The organism is Arthrobacter sp. THG-b23 (genome assembly GCF_059091265.1).
Genome location: NZ_JBNHGM010000002.1, coordinates 63,581 through 76,781 on the forward strand (window position 1 = coordinate 63,581; position 13,201 = coordinate 76,781).

The window sequence follows — 13,201 nt, forward strand, 5'->3', positions numbered from 1 at the left end:
TCTCACATAGTGAGAAGAAGCAGTGGTTTTGTGCCACACATCACACCATCGATGTGCATAAATATCAACCAACGACCGGCCTTGCGGGCCGCTGCTGAATAATTATTCATCGAGGCGTTTGGCTCGGCCTCGGAGGCGTCAGGTGCAAACCGCGGGGATTTGCAAGCCGTCCAAAGTGTGGACACCCCTGGTTCTTGTGGTTTACCGTGTGGCAGCCCACAAAACCCGTCAGAGGTGCCCGTGGTCGGCAGCGTCAGCCGGCAACGCCGTAGAGCCGGTCGCCGGCGTCGCCCAGGCCGGGCACAATGTAGGCCTTTTCGTTCAGCCGCTCGTCGATGGAGGCCACCACGATGGAGACGTTCCGGTCCTCAAGCTCGTTGCGCAGGGCCTGCAGCCCTTCCGGTGCCGCAAGCAGGCAGATGCAGGTGACGTCGGCGGCGCCGCGGGCGAAGAGGAACTTGATGGATTCGCGCAGCGTGCCGCCGGTGGCGAGCATGGGGTCGAGCACGAACACCTGCCGGCCGGTGAGGTCGGCCGGCAGCCGCTCGGCATAAGTAATGATGTCCAGGGTTTCCTCGTTGCGCGCCATGCCCAGGAAGCCCACTTCGGCGGTCGGCACCAGCTTGGTCATGCCCTCGAGCATGCCCAGGCCGGCGCGCAGGATCGGCACCACCAGCGGGGTGGGCTTGGTGAAAGCGGTCCCGATGGTCCGGGTCACCGGTGTCTCGATCTCCACTGGCTCCGTGTGGACGTCGCGGGTGGCCTCGTAGGCCAGTAGGGTCACCAGTTCTTCGGTGAGTTGGCGGAAGACGGGCGACGGAGTGGTCTTGTCGCGGAGAACGGTGAGTTTGTGGGCAACAAGGGGATGATCCACTTCGAGTACGCGCATTCCACAAAACTACCGGCAGCCGGATAGCAGGGACAAACACCGGGCCTGCCAGAATGATGGCATGGGCCCGATTGATCCGCAGCACCACCAGTGGATGGGCCTTGCCCTAAACCAGGCCCGCTTGGCCCTGGAGACCGCCGATGTGCCCATCGGCGCCGTGGTGATGGGGCCCGACGGCGCGGTGCTGGGTTCCGGGCGCAACGAACGGGAGGCGCTGCACGACCCGACCGGCCATGCCGAAATGGTGGCCATTCGGGAGGCGGCCCGCAAGCTTGGCTCCTGGCGCCTGGACGGCTGCACCCTGGTGGTCACGCTGGAGCCCTGCGCCATGTGCGCCGGTGCCATTGTGCTGGCCCGCATCCCCAAAGTGGTCTTCGGGGCGTGGGATGAGAAGGCAGGCGCCGCCGGCAGCGTTTTCGACGTCCTGCGCGAACGGCGGCTGAACCACTGGGTCGAGGTTTACCCCGAGGTTCGCACCGACGAGTCGGCAGCCATGCTGCGCGCGTTCTTTGCGCGGCACCGCGGCGAACTGCCGGCTGACTAATTCCTCCTGTCCGGAGCTGCACGTGCACGGCCGCTCCCGCCCGGTTCGTTGCGGCTCCGGGCTCACCCGCTCGACCAGTGAGGCCGCCCCGCCGGACCGTTTTGGGGCTCAGGGCCAACAGCGGGTAAAGTTGACGCGTTGGTGACGTGTCCGAGCGGCCGAAGGTGCAACACTCGAAATGTTGTTTGGTGAAAGCCAACGTGGGTTCAAATCCCACCGTCACCGCCAACTGAGAAGGCCCCGATTCCCTTGCAAACAAAAGGGAACCGGGGCCTTCGCTTTGCCCTCAAAGCTGCCCTGCACTAACGCAGCAGTAACAGAATTCCGCCGGTGCTCCTGGTTCCGCTTCGGTCATCGCCAGTTGGGACCCCGACAGCACATCTGGCTCACAGACGTCGCACGCGAATGGGAGGGCCCGCTGCAGGCATGGCAGCGAGAACCCGGCAACGACTCCTGGACGCGCCTTCAATCCGACTAGTGGTCCGTTCAGAGAGCGCTTCCTAATTTCCTCCTGCCGATGCCCTCACCCCGTATTCGCCCAAACCTTTAGCGGGGCTCCGCGCTTTCAGCCGGCCGGCTGTGACCTGACATGCGGTTCTCGGCGCGGGCCAGCAGTTCACCGGGGCCCAGACCCAGGCCCTGCGTGATGCGGTAGAAGACCGACATCGAGATCTGTGTCTTGCCCGTGAGGTAGCGGCTCAGCGACGCGGTGTGCAGGCCCATCGCAGCTGCCAGGTCTTTCTGCTCCATGCCGCACTCGGCCAACTCAACCTTGATCTGCTTCAAGAGGGCCGCCCCCATGCGCTACCGTTAGCCGCGCTGACCCTGCTCCTTCTCACAAACGATGGGAGTATGGGGCCATGCAACCGGAAGCGCTGATCCTGCTCATCGTCGGCCTGATACTGGTTGGGATCTCCTCCGTCTTCGCCATTGCACATCCCCGACGAGAAGGGGAGCCGTTCGGGCCGCAACGAAAGATGATGCTCGCCCTGTGCCTTACCGGAGGTCTGTGCATTGCGGCGTTTGCCATCATCTTCATGACGGCTTTAACGGATTTGAAGACGCCAATTTAGAGCGCGACGGAAGAAGCTATTGGACAGATGCGCCGTTTTCGTAAACGGCCCTCACCATGTAGCTGACATCGGGATCGCTCGTCACCTCGAAAGAGACTTGGTCCGGTGACAGCGGATATGACGAGAATGCGCGGGTTGTACCCTCATTCGGATCAGTGCAGGTTACTTCGTCAGTGTCATGCAACAGGAGAGTTCCAGCACTGAGACAAGTCAGCTCCATATAAATGTGGGTAGCTTCCGCGGGCGGAGCACCAAGCTCGATAGTCTGCGTGCCCGTGAATGTGCCGAAGACCGGATCTGCGACTGCTGTAGCAGTACTACCTGGGTAGCTGGGCGGTGGCTGGCTTCCAGCCTCCACATCATTCTCCCCGCATCCGGTCAGCAAGGCAGCCGAGAGCAATCCCGCAGATGCTAGAGCCGGCAATAGTCGTTGCCTCATGCGCTGAAGCTAGCAGGCTGGCGGAGCAACAGCCTCAGATTGAGGAATTCGTTATTGGAGCGTTGTCCATCACGACCGGTCAGGCGGGCGCCGGCCCACGTTCCCATCCCCCAGAGGTGGGTCCCCACCGGAGGCAGTACCCGTACACGCTCGGGAGCTACGTGCGGGCCGTGCGTTGGATACCGGGGCTGCCCTAGCTGCGGCAGAATGCCTGCCCAGGACGTTGGTAGCATCAGCCATGCGCGCATCCAATACAGCCAAGAATCGACGAGCGATTGTCGGCAGCGTTTTTTCCTTCGGTATGTCCCTATTGGGTTTCGGCATGTTTTTGGGGTCCCTGATGATGGCGCTCCCTTGATAGGAACAGCCTTCAACATGGCTTGGCTTCTACTGATTATGGGCCTTTTTCTGGGCCTCTTCTGGCTGATCTTAGGCGTTCCGCGACGGTGCGAATCTGAGGGAGGTCGTCGGAATTGTCTGATCGCAAAGAAGAACCGCACCGCATCGCCTGCCATCTCGACGAGGTACCGCTCGACCGCGGGGTGACCTTGACTGAGCTTTCCCGCCGTACCGGTATCACCATGGCGAACCTGTCCATCCTCAAGAACAACAAGGCAAGGGCCATTCGCTTCTCGTCCCTCACGGCGGTGTGCGAAGCGCTCGACACGGAACCGGCGGAGCTTTTCAGCTTCTCCAAGAGTCAAACCTTCCCCGCAAAGGCAGAAAAGGCGACCGTTCAATAGTTTGCGGCACAGGCTGTCGGCCTGGGGAGCTTTCCCTGCTGGACATACCTGCCTCTAGGCGGAGTGTCCGGCACCACAGTCGCGTTGGGTAGGCTGAGGGCAGAATAATTGTCCCGCTTGCCCAAGTGGGGCTGATGCTTGGGGGACCAAAATGGCTAAGAAACCGTTCATCCTGCTGACTACAGGCCTATTAATGACAGCCGGTCTAATCCTGGGCATCAGTACCTTACCCAGCCGGACCACGGCAGATGACGCACCTGGTGTCCATGAGCCATTCATCAAATGCTCAGCCGGCTACGCTGACGGGCCCGGTGCGGAACTGGACCGGAAGAACATGATCAGCGCGGAGAACAGCGTGCTCATCTCCCCCGAAGAAATGAAGGCGCTGGGTTTCCCCGAAGCGCAGGTCCAGGCCCAGACAGCGAAATGGAACGAGCTTTCACCGGAAGAACGCGAAGAACAGTTGTGCCGTGCAGCGCAACAGAACGCAGTCGTCGAAAAGTAGTCATGAACCCTCAGTGACCATCGACGCCCTGGATCAGAGAGACATCTGACGAAGATTACTGCCCTATCTCTTGCCGCAGGTTTGAAATCTGCAACCTTCGCGGCGACCAACCGCGACGCTTGTCTCCCTGTCGCCGAGCCCTACAAGCAATGATTTCGGTTCAATCGCCCTCGCCATCTTTTACTTGGTTTTGGGGTTTGTCCTCTGGCTCCCAGTCTCGCTAGCGCACGGCGTTATGGTACTGGCAATTATGCGCCTAGTTCCGTCATCAAGCTTGATACTTGGCTTGGTCTTCATCGTTACGTTGGGGACGAGTGCCGGTGTTTTGGTGTTCGGTTTGGGGGAATCTGGGTCTCCGGCTTCAACAGCCTTTCTATGGTCAGCTACGTTTTCCCCTCTGACCGCGATCTCATGGACGATTGTCATGCATAGTTATGTGAAGGCCCGAAGGAGACCGTTTGTTGGCTAAAAGCTGCAATTGTATGTCGAGCCTCAGCGCAGGGGGAATATGAACCAGAACCACAGCAATAGAAACCGTCACGGCCTTATTATGGCTCTGGCCATGTCCATCGCGGTGATTCTCGTTGGCTGCTCTGTTCCTCAAACATCGCCGAATGCCACTCACGTGACGACTAGCCCTGCCCCATCCTCTAACTCACCCAGCGTCAGCGCTGATCCGGTAGCCGCAATGACCGTGGCGACGCCTGCTCCCGGTTCGAGGCGGATGGTTGCGCCCGGGCCGCGGGATGTTGATGCGGATAAGGCGTCCACAAACGAGTTCCTGAGCCGAGCGTGGGACACCACTGAACCGAAATCGCTGGCGGACGTTTACATCGGAGACTGCCTTTTCTTCGATTATGACTACACCGCTACAACGACGGCGTTGTTCACCGTCGATTGCTCCCTGCCCCACGAAGGCGAAGTCCTCGGGATTTTCCGACACCACGAGTCCGATTATCCGGGCCAAGTAGCTCTCTGGGGCAGGGCACGGCAGGCGTTCAGCGACACGGCGGACAGCCTAAGGGATGCCGGCTGGTTCACCGAAGGATTCTCATACCAAGACTTAGCTCCCACCGAGGCCGACTGGGAAGCTGGGGGACGTACCGGCCTAACAATCCTGCGGCACGGAGACAGCAACGGTCTCCTGGAAGGAAGCTATTTGGATTCGAAGCACTTTAAGACGATCGGCACGGCCAATGGTTAGCAGCGGCCGCCGCCGAAACGCCGTGTGCCTACCCATGGACAGAAGCTCATCGTGCTCGTCTTAGCCCGATGACAGCGACAGTAGAGAAGGTCGCCCCCTCCATCAGAAGAATGGTCTGGGGTTTGGTCACCGCGGCGCTTGGGACCGGATGCCTCTTAGTGGCGCCATTACTGTCCACCTTCAGCTTCAAGGACGCGGAGGGGTATCACTCCTGCTCGTAGTGTTCGACATGGCGGAACCGTGGATTTCCTTCGTCCTCTTCCTGCTGGTGGACCGGTAGCGGTCACGGCACTATCCCTGCTGATTGCCCCGATGGTGCGGCGGGTGTGCGCGATTTGGGCCCGCAAAATCTTGGCGTCATCCGTGGTGCTCGCTAGGTAGCAGCCGGCCTGGTGTGGTTGGTCCTTCTAGGCGTCCTGTTCCTCAGCGCCGGGGCGCGAGACTATCTGACCGTACGCTCAGCCGACCACGCTTCCCACGGACTCACCTTCCCTCTTCGACTGGAGACCGTAATGCTGTCAACTGGTTTCGGATGGTCAACCAGTCATCGACCGCGACGCGGACCTCTGCGTGATCGTTGCCCGGACCCGGTGCGAACTTCATACGCATTCCGAACTCGCGCGTCCGGTGGACGAGGGCTCCCCGATCCGTTGGCCAGTCGTTGACTAGTGATGCTGCGAGAAGCACGGCTCTGACTCCCGCACAACACATTCTTCAGTAAATCTGAAGGCTAAGGGACGAGAATGAAGCATGGTCGCGCCCGAAGCACCGACACGCGCTCCGAAGAGCAAGTTGGAGCGCATCTCTGACCACGCCATTTGGTGGGTACCCATGGTGGCTTTGCTGCCTGCCAATATTCTGCTGCCGAATGCGGACTTGGGCGCCCGAATCTTATCCAGCCTCGTAGTAATCGTCCTCGTAGAGGCCCTGCTGCTCGTCGGCGTGAGACGCGACAAACGCAAGCGCCTGACCGCGGATATCGAAGAACACGGGATCATTGACTGCCTCCTCCGCTATCCAAATGCTGTGCCCGGGTCACTGCGCGACCGGTGGGCACCCGGGTCGGCTCAGCTCAAACCAAGCACGATCGTTTTCCGGGAGGGCAACATCATTGACCCCTTTGGACTGGACCAAGTCATCGGAGCGCCCCGAATCCTCGAAGTGCAGTCATCCCCCGAGCAACGGGCGCTGCCTCCGCAGAGGCGGAAGGAGCTCCGCAGGAACCAGCGGGTGGTGAGTATCCGGACCAAAGACGGTGACGTGGAACTGGCAGCGGATGAGATGAGCCTCAAATCCTTGGACAAGCTCGTCTACGGAACAGACCATGGCTATTAGGTCGACTTCCGCCAGCGGGCGCCGCACTGTTGCTTCGACCGCCCGTCTTGACGACCACCTGAACGGGCCGAGCGCCTTGAGCACCTCGCTTTAGGGGCTTGTAACGAGCTCCACCGAGTAGCCTTCCGCTTTTTCATAAAGCTGCCTCAGGTGTCCGCCATGCCATTCCAGCCACAAAGCGTCCGCTGCCCGCGTCACCTCTTCCACACGGCCTTCCCTGACGGGCTTCCCATCCTTGCGGATCTGAACGTGCTGGCCCGTCAGCTCTTTCCAGTTGTCTACCGTCATGGGAGACCTTTCCTCAATCTTGTGCGGTTTTCTTGACTCATACCTGGTTATAAGAGCGGCAGACCATGGAATTTCCGTCACTTAGGGGATGTCGCCCTCGTTCGGCAACATCCCCTGGCGTCCCTGATGCGGCGGTATGCAGGACCCGCCGACAACTGCGCGCAGTAAGGATCAGGGGTAGAGCCCGCGGGTCAGGTGCGCCTGTGCCACACGCTCGACGGCCGTCACTGTAGCGGCTTCGCGTAGGTTCAGGCCGCGCTTTGACGCAATGGACAGGACGTTCTCCCACGCCGCCAACATTCGGTGTTCCAGCTTTTCTTCAACTTCGGCAGCAGTCCACCAGTAGGCTTGATTGCCCTGCACCCACTCGAAGTAGGAGACAATGACGCCGCCGGCGTTGGCGAGAATGTCCGGGACAACGAGCACGCCCTTGTCCTGCAGAATGACGTCCGCTGCCGCCGTGGTGGGGCCGTTGGCGCCTTCCACGATGACCTTGGCGCGCACCTTGTCAGCGTTTCCGCCGTGCAGCACGCCTTCTACTGCTGCGGGGACCAGCAGGTCTACCGCAAGCTCCAGCAGCTCATCCGAAGCGATGGCACCTGCGCCGGCGAAGCCGACGACGCTGCCCGTCTCCTTAACGTGGTCTTGCAGGGCACGGATGTTCAGACCGTCAGCATTGTGGATGGCCCCATACTGGTCGCCCACAGCCACTACCCTGACTCCGGCATCGGCAAGGAACTCTGCAGTTCCGGCTCCCACCTTGCCAAAGCCCTGAACAGCCGCGGTGCTCTGCCTGGGATCAAGCCCGGCGTGGGCAAGCGATGCCAGAGCGACGTGCACGACGCCCTTGGATGTGGCGCTCGAACGGCCGAGGGAGCCGCCAACGCTGACAGGCTTGCCCGTCACTACGCCTGGAACCGTGTAGCCGACGTTAACCGAATAGGTGTCCATCATCCATGCCATGGTCTGCTCGTCGGTTCCGATGTCGGGCGCCGGCACGTCCTTCTCAGGGCCGATGATGGGCAGAATTTCACTAGTGTAGCGGCGCGTTACCCGCTCCAGTTCCTGCTGTGAGTAATTCCGTGGATCAATAGTGATCCCACCCTTGGCACCGCCGTAAGGGACGTCCAGCAGCGCGCACTTCCACGTCATCCACATCGCCAGTGCACGCACTTCGTCCAACGACACGTGCGGGCTGTACCGCAGTCCCCCTTTGGCGGGTCCGCGGGAGAAGTTATGTTGCACGCGGTAACCGGTGAGAACCTCAACGGTGCCGTTGTCCCGGCGCAAGGGAATGCTCACGGAGAGCTCCCTGCGCGGCTGGGCAAGCAGTTGGTGCAGCCCTTCGCTGTATCCCAGCGTTCGGATTGCTGAAGCAAGCTGCCTATGGGCGTTCTCCAGTGGTCCCGCGTCCTGGCTGGGAGCCGGCGCGCCTTGCCCGGACTGTGCGGCTGAGGGAGATAAGACAGGCGTCGTCATTGACAGATTCCTTCTTGGCGTAGGTGTTCGAAGAGTGCGTATGTGACGCTACAAGGGCACGCGGGGGCCGTCAGTGTGCGACTGCACAATGCAGCGTGAGGCAACTAGCAGCTTCGACAGCGCCCGCGGCCATACGGCTGGACTGAACGGTGAAACGATGCCCACACCGCTTCACCGCCTGCCTGAACCTATGAACGGCGCGGCCGGGACAACCCACATCGCCTTGAGCTCAGCACCGCCAATGCAATCGTGACCTTGCTAGCGGGCAGCTCCATGGCGGTCGCCGCCGGAGAGTGAGAGGGGTTGGAGGTCCGCTCGTCTAACCCCACTCAAATCCGGGGTCACTCACCGGAAGCGGTCATGGACGTGTTGGTGCAACAGGAAAGGGCACAGCGAAGGCCCGGCAAATCTGGGAGTCCATTTACCGGGTGCATCCTCGGACCGTGTCACTGATCCGGGCTCGGATTGGCGTGCGAAACGCTGGGAGCTACACCCTGCCAGGGGGAACTTGACCGTTTAAATCTTCTGCGGGAGCTCCGGCGGTCGGTGCAGTCACCGATTGTCGCGGGTTTGGAATTCCTCATCGAGCTCAAAGTGCCGGAACTCCGTCTCTGGGTTGGGTTCGCCGTCAGCGATGACCTCGTAGTCGAGCTGACGCTGGATCTGGCTGTCCAGGACCTGTAGCTGCCGATCCATGACCACGGCCAAGTCCTCGGGAAAGTGTTCCTCTGGGGTTAGGTGCAGCTTGTCAGTCATGGTGCCTCCGTGCCGGGGTGTGAGATCTGGGCTGCATTAATACTACGGGTGGCGGAACGGCCCGCCCCCTGCCGGTGGCACGGAGGATGATGGCGGTGACGGCGTGCTCGTTCGTCAGTGAGGTCTCACTGCTAGCGGAGGAGGGCGTTCTTCTGTCGGGACTTCGTTTTGGAGCTCTGTCCGCAGTTTGTGCAGGTGATGACCAAGTTCTTGGATGTTGTGAAGACGGGAATGAAGAACACGGTGAGTTTGGTGGCGCGTTCCTGCAGGTGATGGTGGACGAACCGGCCGCAGTACTGGCACGTCGCCATCCGTCCGGGCAGATCGCGAAGGGCGGTCTTAAGACCGAAGAGAAGAAACATGGTGTGTGCCTTTCAAGGTTGTTCCCGGTCTGTCCCGGGTGGTGTGGGCACCGCGAGGTGGTTCTCCTTTTCTCCTGGCGAGATCAAGCCGCCCTTCCCAAGATAGTAAGCATACTTGCTGATTGCCTGCTTAGCGCAGAGCGAAAAAAATTCGAGGGCACTCAGGTCTGGTCGTTAGCCGCTGCGTGCAACCATCGAAATCGTCGCCGTCGACCGTCGCCGGGACCCGACCCCCGTGGCCGACAGACTCGTGGCCGTGTCCCTGCAGCACAGCTGCTGCCGAGCCGTTCGCATTCGGCCGCAGCACCATGATGACAGCGAAGTGTTGACACGCCCAGCCCAGGGCGGTTCGCGGTCGGCTATATGGCAACGCCCCGCACCTTCGGAGTGCGGGGCGTCGGTTTGAGCAAGTGTTAGAGCGGGTGAATGTTCTCGGCCTGCAGTCCCTTTTGTCCCTGGACGACGTCGAACTCAACTTTCTGGTTTTCTTCCAGGGAGCGGTAGCCGCTCGCGGCGATGGCCGAGAAGTGTGCGAACACGTCCGGCCCGCCGTCGTCCTGGCTGATGAAGCCAAACCCCTTTTCGGCGTTAAACCATTTGACGGTGCCTGTTGCCATGCTGATCTTTTCCTTCTGGAACGGCAGCGCCGACTCCCCCAACGGGAGCTGCCCGCGACCGCCCACCTTTAACCTAAGTGAGCGCTGGACTCGCAGCAAGAGCAAACTACGGGCCGGCAACTGCCATCCGTATCTTTCGAGATCCCGGAAGGTGAACCGGAGCCACTGACCCCCGGGACAATGGACCGCCCCGAAGACGATCACCTGAGCCGATAAAGCCCCGTCAGTACACGCCTCCGTCCACTACTAGTGCTTGGCCGGTCATATAGGTGGAACCGTCCGAGGCGAGGTACACCACGATGGGCGCGATTTCCTCCGGTGTTCCCTGACGGCCCATGGGTACGACCTGTTTGACGATGCGTTCCTGCTCCTCCGCACCACCCATAAACTCGATTGCGGGCCGGTTGAACGGAGTGTCGATCCATCCAGGGCAAACACTGTTAACTCTGATGCGGTAAGGCGCGAGCTCCGGGGCTAATGCCTTCGTGAAAGCCACTATGGCGCCTTTGGAGGCGGAGTAGGCAGTCAAGCCAGCACCTCCCTTCACTGCAGCCAGCGACGCCATGTTGATGATCGACCCGCCTCCCTGTTCGCGAAGGACAGGTACGGCATGCTTGACTCCGAAGAAGCATGAACGGGGGTTGACCGCCATGAGCAGGTCCCACTGATCCTGCTCGAAGCCGGTGATGGCCCCCGAGCGTTGGGCACCGGCATTGTTGAACAAGACGTCGAGACCACCCATCGTCTCTGCGCCTTGTTTTACGAGCGCCTCTACGTCGCTCTCTCTGGTGACGTCAGTGCGGACGAACTCTGCTGTGCCGCCCTGACTACGGATTTCCTCGACCACACGCCAGCCGTTGTCCTCGTTGACGTCGGCCACAACGACGGCCGCACCTTCTTGAGCAAACGTTTTGGCGGTGACCGCCCCAATGCCCGTTGCTGCCCCTGTGATGATCGCCTTTTTCCCCTGGAGCTGCATGCATTCCTCCTACGAGGTGAGGGCCGCGAGCGCGGCGGCGGCAATCTCGTCGTCCTGGTCAACGGTTCCCCCGGCGACTCCGACGCCACCTACGACGTCCCCCGCGATCTCCAGGGGCCGCCCCCCGCCGAAGGTAACGAGTGGGCGCTGATGTGTGTACTCGAGCCCGTAGAGGGGTTGACCTGGCTGGGTCAAAGGTCCGATGTCCTTCGTTGCCATCTTCATCGAACACGCTGTGTAGGCCTTCCCCACCGAAATCTCGGTGCTAGCCAGGAGGGCTCCGTCCTGCCGCGCGAACGCAACCAGTTCACGCCCGGAGTCGACGATGGCCACGCTGGAGGGGGACCCGATCTCCGTGGCCTTGTCAAGCGCCGCTTCCAGCGCCTGCCGTGCTTGCTCGTAACTCATTCCCATCGGTTTCTCCTTGTCATCGATTGAGATCACTGCCATGGGCCGCAGCCCGAGGGCGAACGGATGACGTCTTACTCCTGGGGCAGTCCAGGACGCACATGGGTGCGCTCACGGGAGACCAGTGCCCGGTCACGGTCCTTAAACCGACCCACCGTCTCGCGCGTGAACAGCGCAATGATGATTGCCGAAATGATAGCGACCGCCACCAGGAAGTAGAGGCCGTAGAAGTACCCGGTTTCACTTTCAAACCCGCCGCCGAGTCCAATCAGCCATCCGAGGACGAGCGGGGAGACGCCTCCAATGTAAAGGAAGAACAGAAGAATCGAATTCGCCGTCCCCATGGCACCCGGCTCTGCCGAGTCCGAGCCGAAGGCGTAAAGGACGGGGAAGATGGCATTCGTCGCAAGCCCTGCGATGAGCTGCACCACGATCAATACGGTCAGGCTCACCGCCGAAAACCGCAGAAGATAAAGGCCGATCGCCAGCCACACAAATGCGATGATGAGGCTCAGCTTGCGGCCGATGTAATCGGAGACAACACCCCAAAAAATCTGCCCAATACCGCCGGTGATCGTGAACACCGCACTGTACGCGGCGGCTTCCGCGAAACTGAAGCCCCCTACGAAGGCGATGTACTGCGGCAGCCAGAAGCTGATCCCGGTATAGATCATGATCCCGAACATCGATGCCAGCGCGGGAACCAAGATGTTCGGATTGGCCAGGCTTCGGCGCAGCGCACCGGGTTCGGCGTGACGCTGCTCGGCGCCGGCCCCACCGGCCAGAGGCTTCGTCAGCCCGGCGGCCTGGGTGTCGTTTTCGAACTTTTGGTAGCGCTTCGGAGAGCTATACCACCACCAGCCGATCCAAATGGGGATCATTGCCAGCGGAATGATGAGGAATACATACCGCCAGTTCTCCGGACCGAAGGTGGCCAGAATCGCGCCGGTGGCGATGGCACCCAAGCCGGTGCCCCAAGGATACGCGGCATGCTGTATCCCGAGCGCCAGGCCCCGTTTTTCCACGGGGTACCACTCGACCATAGACGTGACCTCGACCGCTTCGCCAGCACCGCCGAAGGCGTTCTTGATTGACTGGATGACGACAACGTGCCAGATCGTCTTCGTGAGGGCGACTATGCCCGTGAGAATGGAGAACACGAAGTAGCCAGCCGCGACGATCGCGTTGCGGTACTTGCGTGCCCAGCCATGCCCGCCCCGATCGAACCAGGCGCCCGCGGGAATCGCGACCAATGCCACAGCTACCGTCACGATCGTACTGACGACGCCGGCCTCCTCCGGCGTTAGGTCGAACTCTTCGACCATCGGGGGCAGGACGTAGTAGAAGATTTGGCGCGTATTCGCGTTCATCGCATATACGAGCCACAGGAAAATCAGCGCTCCAACTGCGGTTGCGGGAACGCGGCCCCGATTCCTGGGACCTTCCTGCGCCGGCCGGGTGGCCGACTGGTCCTTGTCTGCCATTTCGCCTTCTCCTCTCCAATCAGGCTGTCACCGTAGTGATTTAGGCGCTTTCCAATGGCCTTGGTCTTGGCCTTGGTCCTGGGAGGCCGCCAAGGC

General features: G+C 61.0%; 16 protein-coding genes and 1 tRNA gene. 7 read left to right on the plus strand and 10 right to left on the minus strand.

Features of this window, described 5'->3' with window-relative positions:
* Window positions 1–253 precede the first annotated feature (253 nt).
* Window positions 254–889, minus strand: a complete 636-nt coding sequence (gene upp, locus AC5RVD_RS04030; RefSeq protein ID WP_494126092.1) for a uracil phosphoribosyltransferase — start codon at window positions 887–889, stop codon at window positions 254–256.
* Between the two features lie 61 nt (window positions 890–950).
* On the opposite strand from upp, the gene tadA reads away from it, so the two are divergent.
* Both tadA and AC5RVD_RS04040 read left to right on the plus strand, forming a co-directional pair.
* Window positions 951–1,433, plus strand: a complete 483-nt coding sequence (gene tadA, locus AC5RVD_RS04035) for a tRNA adenosine(34) deaminase TadA (RefSeq protein ID WP_494126093.1) — start codon at window positions 951–953, stop codon at window positions 1,431–1,433.
* 140 nt (window positions 1,434–1,573) lie between these two features.
* Window positions 1,574–1,661 (plus strand) — tRNA-Ser (locus tag AC5RVD_RS04040).
* A 318-nt stretch (window positions 1,662–1,979) separates the two neighbouring features.
* Here the strand turns inward: AC5RVD_RS04040 and AC5RVD_RS04045 are convergent.
* Window positions 1,980–2,234 (minus strand): helix-turn-helix domain-containing protein, encoded by a 255-nt coding sequence (locus tag AC5RVD_RS04045; protein ID WP_494126094.1) that lies wholly within the window; start codon window positions 2,232–2,234, stop codon window positions 1,980–1,982.
* A 59-nt stretch (window positions 2,235–2,293) separates the two neighbouring features.
* Between AC5RVD_RS04045 and AC5RVD_RS04050 the strand changes: the two genes are divergently transcribed.
* The 5 genes from AC5RVD_RS04050 (at window position 2,294) to AC5RVD_RS04070 (ending at window position 6,732) form a co-directional block, all read left to right on the plus strand.
* Window positions 2,294–2,506, plus strand: coding sequence for a hypothetical protein (locus AC5RVD_RS04050; RefSeq protein ID WP_494111881.1), 213 nt, complete (start codon window positions 2,294–2,296; stop codon window positions 2,504–2,506).
* A 912-nt stretch (window positions 2,507–3,418) separates the two neighbouring features.
* Window positions 3,419–3,688, plus strand: coding sequence for a helix-turn-helix domain-containing protein (locus AC5RVD_RS04055; protein WP_494111880.1), 270 nt, complete (start codon window positions 3,419–3,421; stop codon window positions 3,686–3,688).
* Window positions 3,689–3,839: 151 nt separating this feature from the next.
* The gene (locus tag AC5RVD_RS04060) at window positions 3,840–4,193 is read left to right on the plus strand and encodes a hypothetical protein (protein ID WP_494126095.1); all 354 of its coding nucleotides are present in this window, start codon (window positions 3,840–3,842) and stop codon (window positions 4,191–4,193) included.
* A gap of 508 nt (window positions 4,194–4,701) precedes the next feature.
* The gene (locus AC5RVD_RS04065; RefSeq protein WP_494126096.1) at window positions 4,702–5,397 is read left to right on the plus strand and encodes a hypothetical protein; all 696 of its coding nucleotides are present in this window, start codon (window positions 4,702–4,704) and stop codon (window positions 5,395–5,397) included.
* A gap of 750 nt (window positions 5,398–6,147) precedes the next feature.
* Window positions 6,148–6,732, plus strand: a complete 585-nt coding sequence (locus tag AC5RVD_RS04070) for a hypothetical protein (protein ID WP_494126097.1) — start codon at window positions 6,148–6,150, stop codon at window positions 6,730–6,732.
* A 90-nt stretch (window positions 6,733–6,822) separates the two neighbouring features.
* Here AC5RVD_RS04070 and AC5RVD_RS04075 read toward each other — a convergent pair whose 3' ends face one another.
* The 8 genes from AC5RVD_RS04075 to AC5RVD_RS04110 form a co-directional block, all read right to left on the minus strand.
* On the minus strand, window positions 6,823–7,020 hold the full coding sequence (locus AC5RVD_RS04075) for a hypothetical protein (RefSeq protein ID WP_494126098.1): 198 nt from the start codon (window positions 7,018–7,020) through the stop codon (window positions 6,823–6,825).
* A gap of 171 nt (window positions 7,021–7,191) precedes the next feature.
* The gene (locus AC5RVD_RS04080; RefSeq protein ID WP_494111876.1) at window positions 7,192–8,499 is read right to left on the minus strand and encodes a Glu/Leu/Phe/Val family dehydrogenase; all 1,308 of its coding nucleotides are present in this window, start codon (window positions 8,497–8,499) and stop codon (window positions 7,192–7,194) included.
* Window positions 8,500–9,051: 552 nt separating this feature from the next.
* Window positions 9,052–9,255 (minus strand): hypothetical protein, encoded by a 204-nt coding sequence (locus AC5RVD_RS04085; RefSeq protein WP_493976942.1) that lies wholly within the window; start codon window positions 9,253–9,255, stop codon window positions 9,052–9,054.
* Between the two features lie 131 nt (window positions 9,256–9,386).
* The gene (locus tag AC5RVD_RS04090; protein ID WP_493976943.1) at window positions 9,387–9,617 is read right to left on the minus strand and encodes a zinc-ribbon domain-containing protein; all 231 of its coding nucleotides are present in this window, start codon (window positions 9,615–9,617) and stop codon (window positions 9,387–9,389) included.
* Window positions 9,618–10,030: 413 nt separating this feature from the next.
* A complete protein-coding gene (locus AC5RVD_RS04095) occupies window positions 10,031–10,234 on the minus strand; it encodes a cold-shock protein (RefSeq protein WP_493976944.1) in 204 nt (67 codons plus the stop codon).
* Between the two features lie 223 nt (window positions 10,235–10,457).
* Complete coding sequence (locus AC5RVD_RS04100; RefSeq protein ID WP_494126099.1) at window positions 10,458–11,213, minus strand: SDR family NAD(P)-dependent oxidoreductase; 756 nt, start codon at window positions 11,211–11,213, stop codon at window positions 10,458–10,460.
* A 9-nt stretch (window positions 11,214–11,222) separates the two neighbouring features.
* Window positions 11,223–11,627: a GlcG/HbpS family heme-binding protein gene (locus tag AC5RVD_RS04105; RefSeq protein ID WP_494111874.1), complete on the minus strand. Its 405-nt coding sequence runs from the start codon at window positions 11,625–11,627 to the stop codon at window positions 11,223–11,225.
* 68 nt (window positions 11,628–11,695) lie between these two features.
* Window positions 11,696–13,105 carry an MFS transporter gene (locus AC5RVD_RS04110; protein ID WP_494121993.1) on the minus strand — a complete coding sequence of 470 codons (1,410 nt, stop codon included), beginning with the start codon at window positions 13,103–13,105 and terminating at the stop codon, window positions 11,696–11,698.
* Window positions 13,106–13,201: the final 96 nt, after the last annotated feature.

Bases quoted from the DNA above. Each gene is read 5' to 3' on its own strand.
- upp (WP_494126092.1), bottom strand. From the start codon at position 889: ATGCGCGTACTCGAAGTGGATCATCCCCTTGTTGCCCACAAACTCACC.
- tadA (WP_494126093.1), top strand. From the start codon at position 951: ATGGGCCCGATTGATCCGCAGCACCACCAGTGGATGGGCCTTGCCCTA.
- AC5RVD_RS04045 (WP_494126094.1), bottom strand. From the start codon at position 2,234: ATGGGGGCGGCCCTCTTGAAGCAGATCAAGGTTGAGTTGGCCGAGTGC.
- AC5RVD_RS04050 (WP_494111881.1), top strand. From the start codon at position 2,294: ATGCAACCGGAAGCGCTGATCCTGCTCATCGTCGGCCTGATACTGGTT.
- AC5RVD_RS04060 (WP_494126095.1), top strand. From the start codon at position 3,840: ATGGCTAAGAAACCGTTCATCCTGCTGACTACAGGCCTATTAATGACA.
- AC5RVD_RS04065 (WP_494126096.1), top strand. From the start codon at position 4,702: ATGAACCAGAACCACAGCAATAGAAACCGTCACGGCCTTATTATGGCT.
- AC5RVD_RS04070 (WP_494126097.1), top strand. From the start codon at position 6,148: ATGGTCGCGCCCGAAGCACCGACACGCGCTCCGAAGAGCAAGTTGGAG.
- AC5RVD_RS04075 (WP_494126098.1), bottom strand. From the start codon at position 7,020: ATGACGGTAGACAACTGGAAAGAGCTGACGGGCCAGCACGTTCAGATC.
- AC5RVD_RS04080 (WP_494111876.1), bottom strand. From the start codon at position 8,499: ATGACGACGCCTGTCTTATCTCCCTCAGCCGCACAGTCCGGGCAAGGC.
- AC5RVD_RS04085 (WP_493976942.1), bottom strand. From the start codon at position 9,255: ATGACTGACAAGCTGCACCTAACCCCAGAGGAACACTTTCCCGAGGAC.
- AC5RVD_RS04090 (WP_493976943.1), bottom strand. From the start codon at position 9,617: ATGTTTCTTCTCTTCGGTCTTAAGACCGCCCTTCGCGATCTGCCCGGA.
- AC5RVD_RS04095 (WP_493976944.1), bottom strand. From the start codon at position 10,234: ATGGCAACAGGCACCGTCAAATGGTTTAACGCCGAAAAGGGGTTTGGC.
- AC5RVD_RS04100 (WP_494126099.1), bottom strand. From the start codon at position 11,213: ATGCAGCTCCAGGGGAAAAAGGCGATCATCACAGGGGCAGCAACGGGC.
- AC5RVD_RS04105 (WP_494111874.1), bottom strand. From the start codon at position 11,627: ATGGGAATGAGTTACGAGCAAGCACGGCAGGCGCTGGAAGCGGCGCTT.
- AC5RVD_RS04110 (WP_494121993.1), bottom strand. From the start codon at position 13,105: ATGGCAGACAAGGACCAGTCGGCCACCCGGCCGGCGCAGGAAGGTCCC.